At 68.3% G+C, this 15310-nt stretch carries 16 protein-coding genes and 3 pseudogenes; 11 read left to right on the top strand and 8 right to left on the bottom strand.

Features of this window, described 5'->3' with window-relative positions; translation table 11 throughout:
* Nucleotides 1-2: 2 nt before the first annotated feature.
* From secF to ABZ833_RS37210, 5 genes and pseudogenes are all read left to right on the top strand, one after another.
* Nucleotides 3-910, top strand: a pseudogene (secF, locus tag ABZ833_RS37230) (protein translocase subunit SecF); the annotation flags it as partial.
* Nucleotides 911-1082: 172 nt separating this feature from the next.
* On the top strand, nt 1083-1673 hold the full coding sequence (locus ABZ833_RS37225; protein ID WP_361056632.1) for a carbonic anhydrase: 591 nt from the start codon (nt 1083-1085) through the stop codon (nt 1671-1673).
* Nucleotides 1674-1681: 8 nt separating this feature from the next.
* The gene (locus ABZ833_RS37220) at nt 1682-3169 is read left to right on the top strand and encodes a SulP family inorganic anion transporter (RefSeq protein WP_361056629.1); all 1488 of its coding nucleotides are present in this window, start codon (nt 1682-1684) and stop codon (nt 3167-3169) included.
* A 282-nt stretch (nt 3170-3451) separates the two neighbouring features.
* Nucleotides 3452-3535: pseudogene (locus ABZ833_RS37215) on the top strand (transposase); the annotation flags it as partial.
* A 32-nt stretch (nt 3536-3567) separates the two neighbouring features.
* Nucleotides 3568-3888 carry a hypothetical protein gene (locus ABZ833_RS37210; protein ID WP_361056726.1) on the top strand — a complete coding sequence of 107 codons (321 nt, stop codon included), beginning with the start codon at nt 3568-3570 and terminating at the stop codon, nt 3886-3888.
* A gap of 590 nt (nt 3889-4478) precedes the next feature.
* On the opposite strand, the gene ABZ833_RS37205 is transcribed toward ABZ833_RS37210, so the two are convergent.
* A complete protein-coding gene (locus tag ABZ833_RS37205) occupies nt 4479-5174 on the bottom strand; it encodes a hypothetical protein (protein ID WP_361056627.1) in 696 nt (231 codons plus the stop codon).
* A 117-nt stretch (nt 5175-5291) separates the two neighbouring features.
* Here ABZ833_RS37205 and ABZ833_RS37200 point away from each other — a divergent pair, with 117 nt between their 5' ends.
* A complete protein-coding gene (locus ABZ833_RS37200) occupies nt 5292-5945 on the top strand; it encodes a TetR/AcrR family transcriptional regulator (RefSeq protein WP_361056624.1) in 654 nt (217 codons plus the stop codon).
* Nucleotides 5946-5981: 36 nt separating this feature from the next.
* Here ABZ833_RS37200 and ABZ833_RS37195 read toward each other — a convergent pair whose 3' ends face one another.
* Both ABZ833_RS37195 and ABZ833_RS37190 read right to left on the bottom strand, forming a co-directional pair.
* Nucleotides 5982-6410 (bottom strand): hypothetical protein, encoded by a 429-nt coding sequence (locus tag ABZ833_RS37195; protein WP_361056621.1) that lies wholly within the window; start codon nt 6408-6410, stop codon nt 5982-5984.
* Between the two features lie 50 nt (nt 6411-6460).
* On the bottom strand, nt 6461-7219 hold the full coding sequence (locus ABZ833_RS37190) for an SDR family oxidoreductase (protein WP_361056618.1): 759 nt from the start codon (nt 7217-7219) through the stop codon (nt 6461-6463).
* 150 nt (nt 7220-7369) lie between these two features.
* Between ABZ833_RS37190 and ABZ833_RS37185 the strand changes: the two genes are divergently transcribed.
* Entirely contained in the window at nt 7370-8017 is a 648-nt protein-coding gene (locus ABZ833_RS37185; protein ID WP_361056615.1) for a TetR/AcrR family transcriptional regulator, read from the top strand.
* 354 nt (nt 8018-8371) lie between these two features.
* Here ABZ833_RS37185 and ABZ833_RS37180 read toward each other — a convergent pair.
* Nucleotides 8372-8494, bottom strand: a pseudogene (locus ABZ833_RS37180) (IS5/IS1182 family transposase); the annotation flags it as partial.
* Nucleotides 8495-8782: 288 nt separating this feature from the next.
* Here ABZ833_RS37180 and ABZ833_RS37175 point away from each other — a divergent pair.
* From ABZ833_RS37175 to ABZ833_RS37165, 3 genes are all read left to right on the top strand, one after another.
* Nucleotides 8783-9061, top strand: a complete 279-nt coding sequence (locus ABZ833_RS37175; RefSeq protein ID WP_361056612.1) for a hypothetical protein — start codon at nt 8783-8785, stop codon at nt 9059-9061.
* Between the two features lie 109 nt (nt 9062-9170).
* Complete coding sequence (locus ABZ833_RS37170) at nt 9171-10355, top strand: pyridoxal-phosphate dependent enzyme (RefSeq protein ID WP_361056609.1); 1185 nt, start codon at nt 9171-9173, stop codon at nt 10353-10355.
* Nucleotides 10356-10444: 89 nt separating this feature from the next.
* The gene (locus ABZ833_RS37165) at nt 10445-11059 is read left to right on the top strand and encodes a PAS domain-containing protein (RefSeq protein ID WP_361056606.1); all 615 of its coding nucleotides are present in this window, start codon (nt 10445-10447) and stop codon (nt 11057-11059) included.
* 72 nt (nt 11060-11131) lie between these two features.
* On the opposite strand, the gene ABZ833_RS37160 is transcribed toward ABZ833_RS37165, so the two are convergent.
* Both ABZ833_RS37160 and ABZ833_RS37155 read right to left on the bottom strand, forming a co-directional pair.
* Nucleotides 11132-12343 carry an ISAs1 family transposase gene (locus ABZ833_RS37160; protein ID WP_361056604.1) on the bottom strand — a complete coding sequence of 404 codons (1212 nt, stop codon included), beginning with the start codon at nt 12341-12343 and terminating at the stop codon, nt 11132-11134.
* 82 nt (nt 12344-12425) lie between these two features.
* A complete protein-coding gene (locus tag ABZ833_RS37155) occupies nt 12426-12926 on the bottom strand; it encodes a GNAT family N-acetyltransferase (protein WP_361056601.1) in 501 nt (166 codons plus the stop codon).
* 109 nt (nt 12927-13035) lie between these two features.
* Here ABZ833_RS37155 and ABZ833_RS37150 point away from each other — a divergent pair, with 109 nt between their 5' ends.
* Nucleotides 13036-13758: a winged helix-turn-helix domain-containing protein gene (locus ABZ833_RS37150; RefSeq protein ID WP_361056598.1), complete on the top strand. Its 723-nt coding sequence runs from the start codon at nt 13036-13038 to the stop codon at nt 13756-13758.
* 419 nt (nt 13759-14177) lie between these two features.
* On the opposite strand, the gene ABZ833_RS37145 is transcribed toward ABZ833_RS37150, so the two are convergent.
* Both ABZ833_RS37145 and ABZ833_RS37140 read right to left on the bottom strand, forming a co-directional pair.
* Nucleotides 14178-14501 carry a pentapeptide repeat-containing protein gene (locus tag ABZ833_RS37145; protein ID WP_361056595.1) on the bottom strand — a complete coding sequence of 108 codons (324 nt, stop codon included), beginning with the start codon at nt 14499-14501 and terminating at the stop codon, nt 14178-14180.
* Nucleotides 14498-15256: a helix-turn-helix domain-containing protein gene (locus ABZ833_RS37140; RefSeq protein WP_361056723.1), complete on the bottom strand. Its 759-nt coding sequence runs from the start codon at nt 15254-15256 to the stop codon at nt 14498-14500. The genes ABZ833_RS37145 and ABZ833_RS37140 overlap by 4 nt, the downstream gene beginning before the upstream one ends.
* Between the last annotated feature and the right edge of the window lie 54 nt (nt 15257-15310).

Here is a 15310-nt window from a genome sequence, read left to right as displayed (position 1 = left end):
CTCGTCGGCTCGGCGTCAGCGCGCTGCTGATCGTGGTTGCCGTCGCCGGAGTCGGCCTGTGCGGCCTGCACTTCGGGGTGGAGTTCACCGGCGGGCGCCTGGTGGAGTACAGCACCAGCAGGCCCGTGGACGCGGCCCGCACGGCGGTCACGGACGCCGGGTTCCCGCGCGCAGTGGTGCAGGAGTCAGGCGCCGGGGACATCTCCGTACGCAGCGGTGAGCTGAGCAACGACCAGCAGCACACGGTCAAATCGGCGCTGGCAAAGGAGGGCGGCGAAGTCACCGTCGAGCGCGACGAGCTGATCGGGCCGAGCCTGGGTGACGAGCTGCGCCGGCACGCGCTCATCGCGCTCGGCATCGCCGTGGCCGCCCAGCTGGTCTACCTCAGTGTGCGGTTCCGTGGACGTTCGCCGCCGCGGCGGTCCTGGCGATGGTGCACGATGTGCTGCTCGCGGTGGGTCTGTTCGCCTGGCTCGGCAAGCCCGTGGACAGCATCTTCCTGGCGGCCCTGCTCACTGTCATCGGGTACTCCGTCAACGACACCGTCGTCGTCTTCGACCGGGTACGCGAGGCGCGCCGCCGCGATCCGGCGGCGGACCTGGAATCCACCGCGAACAAGGCCGTCATCCAGACGCTGCCGCGCACGGTGAACACCGGGATGGGCGCACTGTTCATCCTGGCCGCCCTGGCCGTGCTCGGCGGCGACTCGCTCGCGGACTTCTCCACGGCGCTGATCGCCGGCGTGCTGATCGGTATGGCGTCGACGGTGTTCACGGCCGTGCCGATCGCCGTGCCACTCGAGGGCAGCCGCCCGGCGCCGCCGGTGCACACCAAGCGCGGAGAGGACAACGGAGCGCGGAGCCCGCTGGAGCGACGCGGACGGGCGCGGGATTCCGGCGCCGTGGTGTGAACGGAAGGTTGGGGGGCCACGAGCGGTGTGTCTGCCACCGGCCACCTGAAGACGGCTTCAGGTGGCTTCAGGTTGTCTTCAGGATCACTCCGCCACTGTGGATCTTGTCGAGCCCACCGCCTCGCACCAACCGACGCGCCGTCAATTGGCGTGCCAGGAGGAACTTTCCGATATGCAGCCCCTCATCGATCACGCCCGGTCCTTCCACCTACAGTCCGCGGCACGACCCGAGGAGTTTGCCCGACTGGCCGAGGGCCAGTCCCCGCAGGTTCTGTTCATCACTTGTTCCGACTCCCGGGTCGTCCCCTCATTGATCACCGGGGCCCGTCCTGGTGAGCTCTTCGAGCTGCGGACCGCGGGCAACATCGTCCCTCCGTACGCCTCCGAGCAGCCCACGGGCGAGGCGGCCACCATCGAGTACGCGGTGGAGGTGCTCGGAGTCCAGGACATCGTCGTCTGCGGCCACTCGCACTGCGGCGCGGTGGGCGCTCTGCTACGCGGTGACGACCTGACCTCCGTCCCCGCGGTGCGCGACTGGCTCGCGCACGCGACGCCCCGGCCCGACGGGGAGGTGGAAGACCCGGCCGTCGCCCAGGCCGTGCAGAACCACGTGCTGACACAGCTGTTGCGACTTCGTTCCCATCCTTACGTCGAAAGCCGCCTCGCGCAGAACCAACTCCGCCTGCACGGTTGGTTCTACGAAGTGCACACGGGGTTCGTACTGGCCCATGACGTGCACGGCGACACCTTCCAGGCCCTGTGAGCGCGAGCGTGGACCACCGGACGAAATTCCCTCATCTGCGGCAGGACTTCGCCGCCTCGCTCGTCGTGTTCCTGGTCGCCCTGCCGCTGTGCGTGGGCGTCGCCGTGGCCTCCGGTGTGCCGGCCGAACTGGGCCTGATCACCGGCATCGTGGGCGGTCTGGTCACCGGCATGATGCGCGGCAGCAGCTTCCAGGTCTCGGGCCCTGCCGCCGGACTGACCGTTCTGGTCTTCGAGGCCGTGCAGGAATTCGGGCTGCCCGCACTCGGGGTGATCGTGCTCGCGTCCGGCCTTCTCCAACTGGCCATGGGAGCCTTCAGACTGGGGAGCTGGTTCCGGGCCATCTCGGTCTCGGTCGTCGAGGGCATGCTCGCCGGCATCGGACTCGTGATCATCGCGGGCCAGTTGTACGCGGCGGCCGGCATGACGGCCCCGGCCTCCGGCCTGGGCAAGATCTCCGGGCTGCCCCGGGCAGTGGTCGATGCCGCCGGGAGCACTACTGCCCTCGCATCCCTCGCTCTCGGCGCGGGCACCATCGCCGTCATGCTGGTGTGGAAGCAGCTACCGCGGCCCGTACGATCCGTTCCGGCGGCGCTCGCCGCGGTCGCGCTGGCCACACTGGCCTCTCTGGCATTCGCCATGCCGGTCGACACGGTCGAGGTGCAAGGGCTGGCCGGCTCCATTCAACTGCCCGGGCTCGACGCCATCGGTGGGCTCGCCGACGTGAGCGTGCTCGGGACAGTTCTGGCCTTCACCCTGATCGCGTCGGCCGAGAGCCTGTTCAGCGCGGCGGCCGTGGACCGGCTGCACAACGGGCCGCGCACCGAGTACGACAAGGAGCTCATCGCCCAGGGCACAGGCAACGTCGTGAGCGGGTTCCTCGGCGCGCTGCCGATGACCGCGGTCATCGTGCGCAGCTCCGCCAACGTCCAGGCAGGCGCGCGGACCAAGGCCTCACGCGTCCTTCATGGCGTATGGCTGCTGCTGTTCGCGGCGTTGCTCCCCTTCGCACTGGCGCTCATCCCGATCCCGGCCCTCGCGGGCATCCTCGTCCACGCGGGGTGGAAGCTCATCCCGCTGCGTTCGACAGTGACGCTGTGGCGCGCGCACCGGGGCGAGGCGCTGATCCTGGTGGTCACCGCGGTGGCGATCGTCGCGGTGAACATGTTCGAGGGTGTTCTGATCGGCCTGGCGCTGTCCGTGGCGAAGACCGCCTGGCAGGCCTCGCACATCAGGCTGGAGGTCACCGACAAGGGCGCCGGCCCCATCGAGGCGTGCCTGACGGGCAACGCGACCTTCCTGCGGCTGCCGAAGATCCTCGACAACCTGGAGGCGCTGCCCCAAGACCGTCCCATCCGACTGGATCTCTCGGGCCTGCACCACCTCGACCACGCGTGCGGGACGGCGCTGGAGAACTGGTCGGCGCGGCACAGTGCGGCCGGGACCGAGCCGGTGAAGGTCACTGAGCTGCCATTGGAGCGGGCAACGTCCGGCTGACGCACCCTCTCGCGGGAGCGTAGCGTCCCTCGCTCGGGCCCCTGTCTGACGTGGCGGGGCCCGAGAGAGGGACGCTGGTCGGCGATCGGGGCTCAGGTTCCGGGCGCCGCGGAGTGTCCTGGTGTCGCCGCTCCCCCCAGCGCCGACAAGGCGGTTCGATCGCTTTCCGGCACCCTGACACAGTGGCGCACTGTGACAGACGTCGAGACTTTGACCGCTGCGAACGTGCAGCTCATGCAGGGCCTGGCTGGCACCCAGACGACCGAACGGACCGACCGCAGCGCTCAGTTGCAGGGCTGGCTGACGCTGGAGCGGCTGCCAGCCTACGCACCCGAACTCAACCCGGTGGAACTGCTGTGGTCGGCGACACCATCTCCGGAGGGCCTGGCGACGACATCATGGGCGGCGGCAACGGAGCCGACATCCTGATCGGCGGGCCCGGCAACGACACCAACTACGGCGAGACCCTCCTCGGCAGCCTGCTCTACCTGTTCGACAACGGCAACGACACCATCTACGGCGGCATCGGCAACGACGACCTCAACGGCCAAAACGGCAACGACACCCTCTACGACCACACCGGCACCGACACCATGAGCGGTGCCCTGGGCAACGACAACATCGACGTCCAGGACGGAGCGGGCAGCGGCATCGCCAACGGCGGCCTCGGCTCCGACACCTGTGCCACCGACGCAGGCGACACCACCAGCAGCTGCTGACACCACACCCCTACACACAACAGTCCCCGCTCCCCGACAGGGAGCGGGGACAGCGTTCGATTCCGCGAGCAGCACGGACGCCTCCCGAAGTGGTGAACATCTGCTGCTCGTTCTCGTGAACAAAGCCACCGGGGGAAGCTCCTGTGGCCGCACCCCGACTGTGCTCCACGCGGCTGGTATTGGTGGGATCCCGACCGTATGACCTGACGGGGCTACAGCAGGACCGACACCGAGCTCGACGTGCTCGACCACTAGGGGCCTCCTGAACGACGGCGACGGCCTTCGGGTGTGGTTCTGAGTTACCGGAGAGCGAAGCGGTTCGTTGGTGGGGCATGACGAAGATCACCTTGCCGTACGTCGGTTCTGGCGGTGGCTGAACAACAGGTCAAGTGCGGGCTCTTGGCTGCGGGTTGTCCGCCCGTCCCCGCGCGAAAGAAGCGGACTGCCGTTTGTGCTCGCTCCGCAGGCTCCCCGGTCTGTGCCCGGGGAGCCTGCGGAGCGGTGAGGTTGAACCATGCGGCCGATGTCCACGACGCGGCGGCTCGGCGCGCACCGACGATTGACCGCGTAGGCAATCGCCCGTTGACGTCTCAGGCGCGGGCTGCCGCCGTGGCGACGATCCAGTTCCTGAACTCGACGGCGTAGTGCCGCAGGTGGTGGTCCAGGACATCGTCCGGGCATGTGACGGGGAAGTAGACCGTCAGGTTCGCCGTGAAGCCGTCGGCGGTGTCACCGAACTGGATCAGCGCCCGCCCGACGACCGTACCGTCGGCCAGGAACAGGTTCGAGGACATCTTGCGCGGATATTCGGACTCCGGGAGAAGTTCTTCCGCGTCCTCGGCCCAAGCCAGTTCGGCCGTTCCCCAGCCGCCCATGTAGAAGTCGGCGACATGAGGGCCGATGTTCTCCACCACGCGCGCTCCGATCTCGTCGGTGCCCATCACGTAGTGCTCGGGGTGCGATGCGAGCAGTGCTCGCTCATCACCGGCGAAAGCCTTGTCCATCCAGGCCAGGAAGGTCCCCGAGCTGAGGCCCTGCGTCGCGAGCACCGTGGTGCCCGCCTTGAAGTTGCCGTCGGAGGTCCGGGCGCTCTCGCGCAGGAAGGCGTTGCCTTGCTCGATGTCCTCAGCCAGGAGGTCGAGCAGTGCCTGGCGGCCCAGTCGCGTCCGGAAGCGCTCCAGGGCACGGCGTGCGTAGAACAACTCGAAGTCGTCGATGCTCCCGGCGCCTGCGGGGCCTGACTCGAGCGTCACGGTCACCGGCGGGGAAGTCTGGTTGTCGGTCATGATCGAACCTCCATCAAGATGCGAATGTACATTCACATTCGCATTATGAGAGTAATCAGAGAGGTGCACCACTTGTCAAGAGTTCCTGCTGAGACCACCGCCGATACGATGCGGGACATGAACGATCAGCACGACCGCCCGGCGCCGTACCGGGAGCCCCGGCAGGCACGCAGCGCCGCGACACTGGCACGTGTGCTGCAGGCGGCCGAGGAAATCGCGTCATCGTCCGGTCTGGACGAGATGACGATTACCGGCGTCGCGGAACGCGCCGGCGTCTCGGTCGGCACGATCTACCGTCGCTTCGAGGACAAGGAACAGCTGATCAACGCGCTGACGGAGCGGATGCTGGACCGACGTGAGGAGTACGTGGCCGAGCGACTGCGCACGGCCGAGCCGTCCCTCTCCGGCGTCATGGACGCCTATGCGCACGCCCTGTTGCAGTCGTTCGCCGACAGCAGCAACCTCTTCCCCCAGTTGCTGCGCGCGCGAGGGGGCAGGCCCTCGGACCGCGGAGCCCGCACCATCACCGAGATTCATCGCTTCCTGATCGAAGCAGCAGCTCCCTACACGGATGAGATCCGTCGCGCGGACCCGCAGGCAGCGCTGGACACCGCGGCCCGCGCCATCCTCGGCGCGTGCTTCCACAACTCCATCCGCCCCGACCCGGCGACCGGAGAGGAGGCCCAACGCCGATACGCGAACGAACTCAGCGACATGGCGATCGCCTACCTCCTCACACCCGGCCGCCCGGGTGGCGGCGTCCGCGCCTGAGTCAGCCCGCGCCTGCCGCGCCTCGTACCGACACAGTCATTCCGTCGGCAGTACGCCACTCGCATCCAGCGGCGCCATCTGAAGAGCAGCAATCTCCCGCTGCACAAACTGCTTGAAACTGGTCGGCTCTCGACCAAGCAGCCACGTAAGGACGTTGGGGTTACCGACGAAGTCGTGACTGCTGTAGCGCTTGCTGATCGCACGCGCTGCCATGGTCTGATACGGGAAACGGCTCGCATGGTCGGGCCCGAGGGACGATTTGGTGAATTCGTCGGACTCGATACGCCGGGCGGAGATCTTGCGTCCCAGCGTTTCCGACAGGACTTCTGCGATCTTGTATGCCGTGCAGCGCCCGGGTGCGGCCAGTTCGTAGGTGGCCCCGACATGACGGTCACTGTCAGTCAGGACAGCAGCGGCTACGTCCGCCACATCGGCCAGATGCGGGGCGGGCCGCGTCTGATACATCTCCCGGTTCTGCCAGGTAAGGGGCGGGGCACACGGTGTGAGCGGGGGCCCTACAACAGGGCGCCGCCGGACACCTCGAGGCGCTGGGCGGTGACCCATCGCAGATCCTCGGAGGCGAGCGCGGCAATCGCGTCGCCGATCTCCTGCGGTTCACCGACACGGCCGAGCGCGGTCTGCGCGCCCAAGCCTTCGCGCATCTGCGCGTCGTCCCGCATGGCGCCGCCGTTGAAGTCGGTGGCGGTCGGCCCCGGCGCGATGGCATTGACGCGGATCTTGCGCACCCCCAGCTCCACGGCCAAGGTCCGGCTGAGGACCTCGACCGCCGCCTTGGAGGCCGAGTACACCGAGGTGCCGGCACTGGTGTGGCGGCTGAGGGAGGAGGAGACGTTGATGATCCGCCCCCCGTCGGCCAGCACGGGCGCAAGCGCCTGGATGAGGAAGAACGTGCCGCGCACGTTGGTGTCCATCACCGCGTCGAAGTCGTCGACCGTGACCGCTTCCAACGGTCCGAACAGCCCGATCCCGGCATTGTTGACCAGGACATCCAGCCGGGTCGCCTCCCAGCGCTCCAGCTGCGCAGCCAGGCGGGAGACGAAGGCGGGAAAGGAGGCCACGTCGCTGATATCCAGCCGCAGCGCGGCAGCCGTGGAGCCGGATTCCTGAACGTTCTTGACCGTCTCCTCGGCCTCCTGCGCGTCGCCGCGGTAGGTGACGATGACGCGCAGCCCGTGCCGGGCCAGCGCCTGGGCCGTAGCCCGGCCCAGCCCGCGATTGCCGCCGGTCACCAATGCGATCTTGCCTGACTCCATGAGCGCTTCTCCATGCGGTGACGGAACGACGCCGGCGGGGAGTGCTCCCGCCGACCGAATGCGAGTCGGGCGACTCGCCTCCCTGTCCACGTAAACACCTGCACAGTGGCGAGTCAAGTGACTCGCCTCGTGATGGGTCATACTGGTCCCATGACCGCAGGACTCTCCGCGCACCATCAACGACTCGCTCAGCGCAAACGTGAGGCGATCACTGCAGCGGCCACGAAGCTGTTCCTCGAACGAGGCTATGACGGGACCTCGCTGGCGAAGATCGCGCAGGAAGCGGTCGTCTCGAAGTCCACGCTGTTCAAGCAGTTCCCCACCAAGGCAGCGCTCTTCGAAGCCATCGTCACCGAGTACTGGAAGGGCGGGCCAGGCCCGGCGGCCCCCGCGACGCAGCCCGGTGACCTGCGCGCCGGCCTAAGCACCATCGGCCGCCAGTACGCCGACCTGATCGGCCGGCCCGCGATGGCGGCCCTCTTCCGCATCGTCATCGCCGAACTGCCGCGCTTCCCGGAACTGGGACGGGCTCAGTTCGAGCTGGGCAAACTGCCCTACTTCATCTCCGTCCAGCACTACCTGGAGGCCCAGCACGCCGCGTGCACTGCGGTGGTACCCGACGCGGAGAGCGCCACCAACCAGTTCCTCGGCATGATCGCCAACTACGTCCTGTGGCCGCGGATGCTGCTCGCCGACTGGAGCCCCGCACCTGCCGACGTCGGCCACGCGGTCGACGAGGCGGTCACGACGATGCTCGCCCGCTACGGCCGCAGCGCCAACGACTCGCAGCAATCCTGAGAGGTCGTTTTCAGCTGGCTTGCGCCGCCTCATGCATCTCTTAGGCGGCGTCTTGATTGGTGTCCGTAGGCTGGGCCTATGGAGAGTGGGCTTGAGACCGTGTGCCGGATCTGCGGGCTGGACGTCGGTGAAGTGCGGTTCGACGAGCACGGCTTGGCCCTGTTCATCATCTGTGGGTGCTGCGGCACTGAGTCTGGCGTCGGAGACGACACTGTGACTCAGGTCCGCCTCCTTCGTGACCGCTGGCTCGACGCTGGGTCCGTCTGGTTCGAGCCCAGGGCCCAACCGATCGATTGGCAACCGCGTGAGCAGTTGCGCATTCTTCCGCCGAACTGGCTCTGACCTCGATGGCTGTCAGTTCACCGGTGGCATGCGCCGGTAGCAGATGAGGAGTGCGGCGAGTCCGGCGAAGGCGAGGAAGCGTTCGGCCTTGCGTTCGTAGCGGCCGTGCAGGCGCCGGTATCCGTTCAGCCAGGCGGGCTCACGCCCCACGTACTTCGCCTCACCCTGCTGTCGACGGCAGCGACGGCGGGGCACTGCAGCCCCCGCCCCGAAACCGGACCGGGCCTCTGGAGCCCTGCGTCCGACGCGCCCCAGAGGGCGCGATCGGCGTGGCCGGGGTGGTGGTAGCTCCTGCCACCCTCCCGACCACGCATTTCGTGACCCTTTCGTCACCGTGGTCGGGGGGCAGTGGTCGACAATCCGGTCGGAGCCGGCGGGTTGCCTCAAGGCACCAACCCCACACCGCCCTCCGCAAGTTTGCGCATGTTCCGATCCACAGCATCACCAGACACCGTCCCGCGTCCGGCGGCCGCCGGCCTCGCGCTGACCCAGATGCGGCGCCGCGTACAGATCGGCCGCGCCGGAGTATGGGCCGCCCTGGCCGCCGGCCCCCTCGCCCTGGCCGTCACCGTCGGCCAACCCTCACCCACCATCGCGGCCACCCCCCAACCCGCCAAGCAGCACACCGCGCAGACAACATCGGTGACCGACCCCTCCGGCTACGTCGCCCAGTTCGTGGGATGCGGCACGACTAACGATTAGACTCATTGTTTAAATCTGGACACCTCCTCTAGCATGCGGATGGCAGCGTGCCTGCCGGGTCGCAGGACCCCACGACCGCACGTCGAGCGAGGAGAAGCCGGAACCGTCCATGAATGCCGAACAGCACTCAGCCGCCACTGCCCCCGACCTGTACGACCGGTCCGGACAGCGCTACCCCCTGGACGAGCCCCGCTGGCGGGGCAAGGACGGCAGCCCTCTCGCCGTCAGCGCACTGCCGGGCCTGCGGCCCGAGCAGATCGACACCGCCGAACGGTCCCTGTGGCGCTACCACGCGGTCCTGCCCGTCGACGCCGCCCGCCGGGTGAGCCTGGGAGAAGGGTGTACGCCGATGGTCCCGGTCGACTGGGCCGGCCGACGCGTGCACTTCAAGCTGGAGTGGTTCAACCCGACCTCCAGCTTCAAGGACCGGGGCGTATCGGTGATGATGTCCCACCTCGTGGCGCACGGCGCCGATCGCGTCCTCGAGGACAGTTCGGGCAACGGCGGTTCTGCGGTGGCCGCCTACGCCGCCGCTGCCGGCATCCGCGCCAAGGTGATCGTTCCCGCCCTCACCTCGGAGGCCAAGATCCTCCAAACCCGCGCCTACGGAGCGGAGGTCGAGCTGGTGGGCGGTACCCGCGACGAGGTCGCGGACGAGGCGATCCGCCAGTCGGAGCAGATCCCCTACGCCAGCCACAACTGGCACCCCATGTTCCTCCAGGGCACCAAGACCATCGCCTACGAGATGTGGGAGTCCCTCGGCTTCACCGCACCCGACAACGTCGTCCTGGTGGCCGGCGCGGGCAGCAACATCCTCGGGTGCGACCTCGCCTTCGGCGAGCTGCTCGAGGCGGGCCAGATCGACCGGCGCCCGCGCCTGTTCGTCGGGCAGCCCGAGCACTGGGCGACCATCGCCGACACGTTCAACGGCATCGCCCCCTCCAGCCGCGGCGAGCGAGTACCGACGATCGCCGAGGGCGCGTCGATCGCCCGCCCGGTCCGGCTGCCGGAGGCCGTGGCGGCCATCCGCCGCTCCGATGGCGCCGCCTACGCCGTCCCGGAGGCGGAGATTCACACCGCGGTCCGCGCGCTGAGCGCGCGAGGCCTGTACGCCGAGCCGACCAGCAGCGTTGCCGCGGCAGCCCTCGACCACTTCCTCGCGACGGGCGACATCGCGCCGGGCGAGACGACCGTGGTCGTCCTCACCGGCGCGGGACTGAAGTCCGCCGAAAAGATGGCCGCGGTGTTCGCCGGACACGGTAACGATGCCCAGGAATCGAGCAGCACGCGATGACCCACTCCACCGGTCGGCCAGATGGCGAACGCACCAACCAGCCCGTTGTACCGAAAGACGAGCGCTTCGTACCGGAAGACGAGCACCTCGTGCGTGAGGCCGAGCGCATTGCTGTCGCCCTCGGCCGCATGTTTCCAGGTCTGTGCGAGGTCGTCCTGCACGATCTGCGCCGCCCCGACAACGCCATCCGCACCATCGAGAACAACCTGTCCGGACGGCAGGTCGGCGACTCCGCCACGGAACTGGGCCTGCGCCGCATCGCGGACCCTGACTATCCCAGCGTGATTCAGAACTACAGCAACCAGTTCCCCGACGGGCGCCCGGCCAAGAGCACCTCGATCGGCATCAAGAACGCCGAGGGACGGTACGTCGCGGCCCTGTGCCTGAACCTGGACGTCAGCACGCTGTCTCCGCTGGCCTTGACCCTCGCCAACCTCGTCGCCCCCGATACCGAACACCAGGGCGAGACCCTGGAGACGCTGCGTGCCCGCACCGGACGCGAACTCCGCTCGGCCATCGACTCCTTCGCGGCGCAGCACTCCAGCACACCGCGCGGCCTAAACCGTGGCCAGAAACGCGAGCTCGTACGCCGACTACACAGCGAGGGCTTCTTCGAGACCCGCAGCTCCGCACAACTCATCGCCGACCAACTCGGCGTCTCCCGGGCGACCGTCTACAACTACACGAAACAGCCAGACCGATGAACCCCCTTGCAACCGGCCGCGACATGCCCCCTGCCCCAGGGCCCCGGGGAGAGTCGCGTTCGCCCGGTTTGATCATGGAATCCCGTGGAGGGTGAGCGTGGCTGCGGGGTGCGTGTGGGCTCGCCGGCCGCTGGCGACGTTGGCCCATCCGGAGCGGCGGAGGGTGGCGCGGGCAAGATCGCGCAGGGCGCTCATGACGGCGGGGGTGCGATGCCGGCGGATCTGACTGGCGTCTTCGGCGAAGGTCACGTCTTTCGTCCAGTAGACGGTGTTCTCGATGATCCAGTGGCCGCGCGCCCAGGCAGCGATCTCAGCGGGAGACGCCTGATGGGTCGCGAGATCGGTGACGGCGTAGACAGTCTTGGTCTGCCACTTCGATGTGCCGATTCGGCGGCGTTTGCGGTGGATGCGAACAACCTGGCGGGCATGGGGGAACAGCAGTCCGTCCACGCTCACCACCTTCACCTCGCGGACCTCCTCCCTGCCGTGCCCTCGGTCGCGGAACTGATCGAGGACCGGTACCTGCCTCCAGGGCAGTTTGGTCAACTGACGGGCCAGGGTGGGCTGGTTGTTCTTCACCGACAGCAGGTAGTGGGCCTGGCGGTCCTCGACAAGGTAGCGAGCGTGACTCGTCTGGGCATGCAGGGCGTCGACGGTGACGACGGAGCCGGCCAGATCCTGATCATCAAGGGTGTCCAGCAGCGGAGCGAACTCGGGGATCTCGTTCGTCTTCGCACCGATCTCGCGCAGAGCGGCAGTCAACGCATCGTGGTGGCGCACTGCGGACAGGACGAAGACGCGGCTGCCGTCCGCACGGACGGCTCCGCGTAGGCATTTGCCGTCCACGGCGAAGGCCGTACGACGTGGTTGCGGCGGGTCCGTCTCGTGCTGGGCGGTGCGGTGGACGCGGCGCTGTTCGCGCTCTACGGTCCCGTCCGGGGTTGTTGCGGATATCGGGCGGGCCTGGAGTGTGGTGAGCCTGGTGAAACCGGCGGCGGTGAGTATCGCGGGGTCGACACGGGGAAATACGTCGCGCAAAGTGCGCTCGCCCGGAGCCTTGAACCGGCCGGTAAAGGGATCGAAGGAGCAGCCCAGCCGGGCCAGGACATCCTGGTCGCAGCGGCGTACCCACTCGGCAATGGCGGTCAGGGAGTTGTGCCCGGCGCTGGTGAGAGCACACACGCCGACCGCGAGCAGCGTTGCCAGCCGGAACCGCACCCCACGCGGATTCCTCGGATCGGGCACCAGGGACAGTGCGTCGAGCAGCCCGGACGGCACCACCACCTCGGGCCGTGACGCTCCAAACGCGGCCTGTGGCAAGTGCAGAGCGGACGGATCAGATGATGGTGCAACGAGCACGGCGACCTTACCGGAACCGGGTTGGTTCACCGGTCGGTGCCGTGAGTTCCTTGGTCATGAAGACGCGGCTGGTGCCTGGCGGATCGCAGGGCACCTCTCCGAGCCGCTTCCAACCGTGGTTCTGGTAGAAGCCGGGGGCCTGGAAGGTGATCGTGTAGAGCACGGCCATGCGGCAGCCACGGGCACGAGCCTCGTCCTCGGCCTGCCGGAGTAGCTCTGTTCCCAGCCCGCTACCACGCAGCCGGGGCGGCAGGTAGAAGAGGTCGAGGAAGAACAGCCCGAGCGAGGTACGCCCGGTCAGTCCGCCTACCACCTGGCGCGTCTCGGGATCACGGACAAGGACGGCCAGAGGTCTGCGGTCGGCGATTCCCGTGCGTTCAATGTTGAAGCGGTCCAGCGCGTCGGAGATTGCCGCAACGTCCTCCGATAGGGGGGAGTCGGTGAGCACCCAGTCCGTCTGGGGTTTGGGCTGGTGGGAGGCAGTGACGGCAGTGTCGGACGCAGGCATGGTTGCTCCAGTACGTGAGCGGATGTGGGTGCAGGGCCGGTGAGCCCGGCGCACGAGCCGACGCTAGGACCCGGACGCTTCGACGGACGTCGAAGGGACGTCGGCGACAATGGGCACCGTGGACATTCAGCGCGCAGACCAGGATGTGGGTGTGGACCTGGCGGGCGTAGCCAAACTGGTGGCCGACAACACCCGGGCCGCCTTCTGCCTCGCACTGCTCGACGGCCAGGCGTGGACGGCGAACGAGCTCGCGCGCTACGCCGGAGTCGCACCGTCCACCGCGACCTCGCACCTGAACCTGCTCGTAAACGGCGGACTCCTCGTCGAGGAGCGGCACGGACGCCACCGCTACGTACGGGTGGCCGACCGCAGAGTGGTCGAACTGATCGAGAGCCTTGCCGCGCTGGCCCCGAAGCACAGCCCCCGGCCACGCTCGCTGTCGGCCTCCGGCCGGCAGCAGGCACTGGCCCGCGCCCGGCTGTGCTACGACCACCTGGCCGGAACCACCGCACTGGCTATCACCGACGCAATGGTCGAACACGGACTCCTGGAGTGGGGACCCGAGCCGGGCCTGACCGGCAAAGGCGCCCTCTGGCTTGTCGAGGTCGGCATCACGGTGCCCGCCGGCTCACGTCGGCCACCGGTGCGCGCATGCCTCGACTGGACCGAGCGCCGTCCCCACCTGGCCGGCGCTGTGGGCGCCGCCCTGTCTGCCCACGCACTCGCCACCGGGTGGATGACGCGCATCGGCACCACCCGCGCCCTCCTCGTGACACCCGCCGGCTGCCGGGCACTGCACGACCACCTCGGCCTGCCACCAGCTGAACTCTGATCCTGAACCGGACCTGACCGGGCCACACCGACGCGTGATCAAGCCGGGCGAACAGGACTCTCCCCGGGGCCCTGCCTCCCCTCCACACACCCCGGTTGCAGACAGCGAAACCCCCACCGACCCGAACCTGACCGAAAACACCCACCACCGAGCCGCACCGAAGCCGAGCAGGACCGCACTGCCCAGCTGCTGCCGCCCGGACGTAACAGCCCAGGTCAGAGGCGAATTGCTGCCTACGGGTGACGCTCGGGGAGCCAGGATAACCAAGGGGGCGGTGTCTCCCGGCGCGTGCCGGGCCGGATCACGGAGATACCGGTTCGCGCCGGGGGACGCCGACCGAAGGAGAGGGCAAAACTGCGGATTGGAATCCATTCGATCAGCCCGGGGAGGGACAATCGACCGATTTCGCCTCCCTGGGGTTATTGGATAGAAGGAACCGCGCCCGACGCGCCATCGAAGGACACGAGGCTGCCGGAGATCGTCGCGCCGCCGAAGGACGCCACTCCGCCGGAGAACGACGCGTTGTCGAAGTACATATGGCTGCCAGAGAATGTCGCGCTGCGGAAGTACACCTGGCCGCCGGAGAACGTCGCGTTGTCGAAAGACACCACGCTGCCGGAGAACGTCACGTGGCTGCGAAACAGGGCCAAACGCCCAGTCAGAGCCTGTCTTTGAACCCCCGCCTGCGGAGCGATGCCCGGCACGCACGCTTGCCGCACGTCGCCGAACGACATGCGGTTCACGGAAAGGTGATGGCGCTGTCGGCGGGCGTGAGCATGATCCAGCGCAGGGTCGGAGCGTCGCAGGGTACGCAGGCGGCGACACGGACCTCCGTCGGACGCGGTGAGACCGTCGGCAGGTACATCGGTCGTGCCGAGCCGAGTGGGAAGCGGCCCGCGGGCGCGTGGCACTGCCAGAGCCGTTCCACCTCCGGTGCCCGGCGGATGGCATGCACGACCTCGTCGAGGCGAGTGTTCTCTCCGCCGTGCTGCCAGGAAAGCCGCAACTGTCCCAGCAGCGGTTCGGCCCAACTGTTCTGCCATGCGCGCAGCTGGTAGCGGGCCTCCTCGGAGAACGCCCAGAGCATGACGTTGGCCTGCGGGCGCACGAGCCAGGGGCAGTGGCGAGCGGCGATATCGTTCGCGTGGCTGACATCCCAGGCCTCATCGCACAGAAAGCTGATGCAGCGCTGCCGACGCACCAGCTCGAGCAGTTCGGGTGCGGGGTCCACGTGCCCCGCCTGCGGCTCGGTGTGGCCGGTGCCCCGGTAGAGCGCGGCTGCCTGGGCGGGACCGAGTCCCAGGATGCGCACGACACCAGCGATGAACTCCCGGCTGTAGGGCCGGTCCTCGCCGCTCTCCAGCGCGCGGTACCAGCGCTCGGAGACGCCGAGGAGCAGGGCCATGTCGAGCTGGGTGAGGCGAGCGCGTCGGCCACGCCCCGGCACCAGGGTCGGAACCGCCTCCAACGGCCGGGCCGCGCGCCAGGCGCGAAGCATCCGTCCGAGGTCCTGACGGCGGGCATCCATAAGGCAAAGCTCCAGTAAATTCAG

It is taken from the genome of Streptomyces sp. NPDC047525, from assembly GCF_040643025.1.
Lineage (GTDB): Bacteria > Actinomycetota > Actinomycetes > Streptomycetales > Streptomycetaceae > Streptomyces > Streptomyces durmitorensis.
This window is presented reverse-complemented; position numbering and strand designations above follow the sequence as displayed.

Bases quoted from the DNA above. Each gene is read 5' to 3' on its own strand.
- ABZ833_RS37225 (WP_361056632.1), top strand. From the start codon at position 1,083: ATGCAGCCCCTCATCGATCACGCCCGGTCCTTCCACCTACAGTCCGCG.
- ABZ833_RS37210 (WP_361056726.1), top strand. From the start codon at position 3,568: ATGGGCGGCGGCAACGGAGCCGACATCCTGATCGGCGGGCCCGGCAAC.
- ABZ833_RS37205 (WP_361056627.1), bottom strand. From the start codon at position 5,174: ATGACCGACAACCAGACTTCCCCGCCGGTGACCGTGACGCTCGAGTCA.
- ABZ833_RS37200 (WP_361056624.1), top strand. From the start codon at position 5,292: ATGAACGATCAGCACGACCGCCCGGCGCCGTACCGGGAGCCCCGGCAG.
- ABZ833_RS37195 (WP_361056621.1), bottom strand. From the start codon at position 6,410: ATGTATCAGACGCGGCCCGCCCCGCATCTGGCCGATGTGGCGGACGTA.
- ABZ833_RS37190 (WP_361056618.1), bottom strand. From the start codon at position 7,219: ATGGAGTCAGGCAAGATCGCATTGGTGACCGGCGGCAATCGCGGGCTG.
- ABZ833_RS37185 (WP_361056615.1), top strand. From the start codon at position 7,370: ATGACCGCAGGACTCTCCGCGCACCATCAACGACTCGCTCAGCGCAAA.
- ABZ833_RS37175 (WP_361056612.1), top strand. From the start codon at position 8,783: ATGTTCCGATCCACAGCATCACCAGACACCGTCCCGCGTCCGGCGGCC.
- ABZ833_RS37170 (WP_361056609.1), top strand. From the start codon at position 9,171: ATGAATGCCGAACAGCACTCAGCCGCCACTGCCCCCGACCTGTACGAC.
- ABZ833_RS37155 (WP_361056601.1), bottom strand. From the start codon at position 12,926: ATGCCTGCGTCCGACACTGCCGTCACTGCCTCCCACCAGCCCAAACCC.
- ABZ833_RS37150 (WP_361056598.1), top strand. From the start codon at position 13,036: ATGGGCACCGTGGACATTCAGCGCGCAGACCAGGATGTGGGTGTGGAC.
- ABZ833_RS37140 (WP_361056723.1), bottom strand. From the start codon at position 15,256: ATGCTTCGCGCCTGGCGCGCGGCCCGGCCGTTGGAGGCGGTTCCGACC.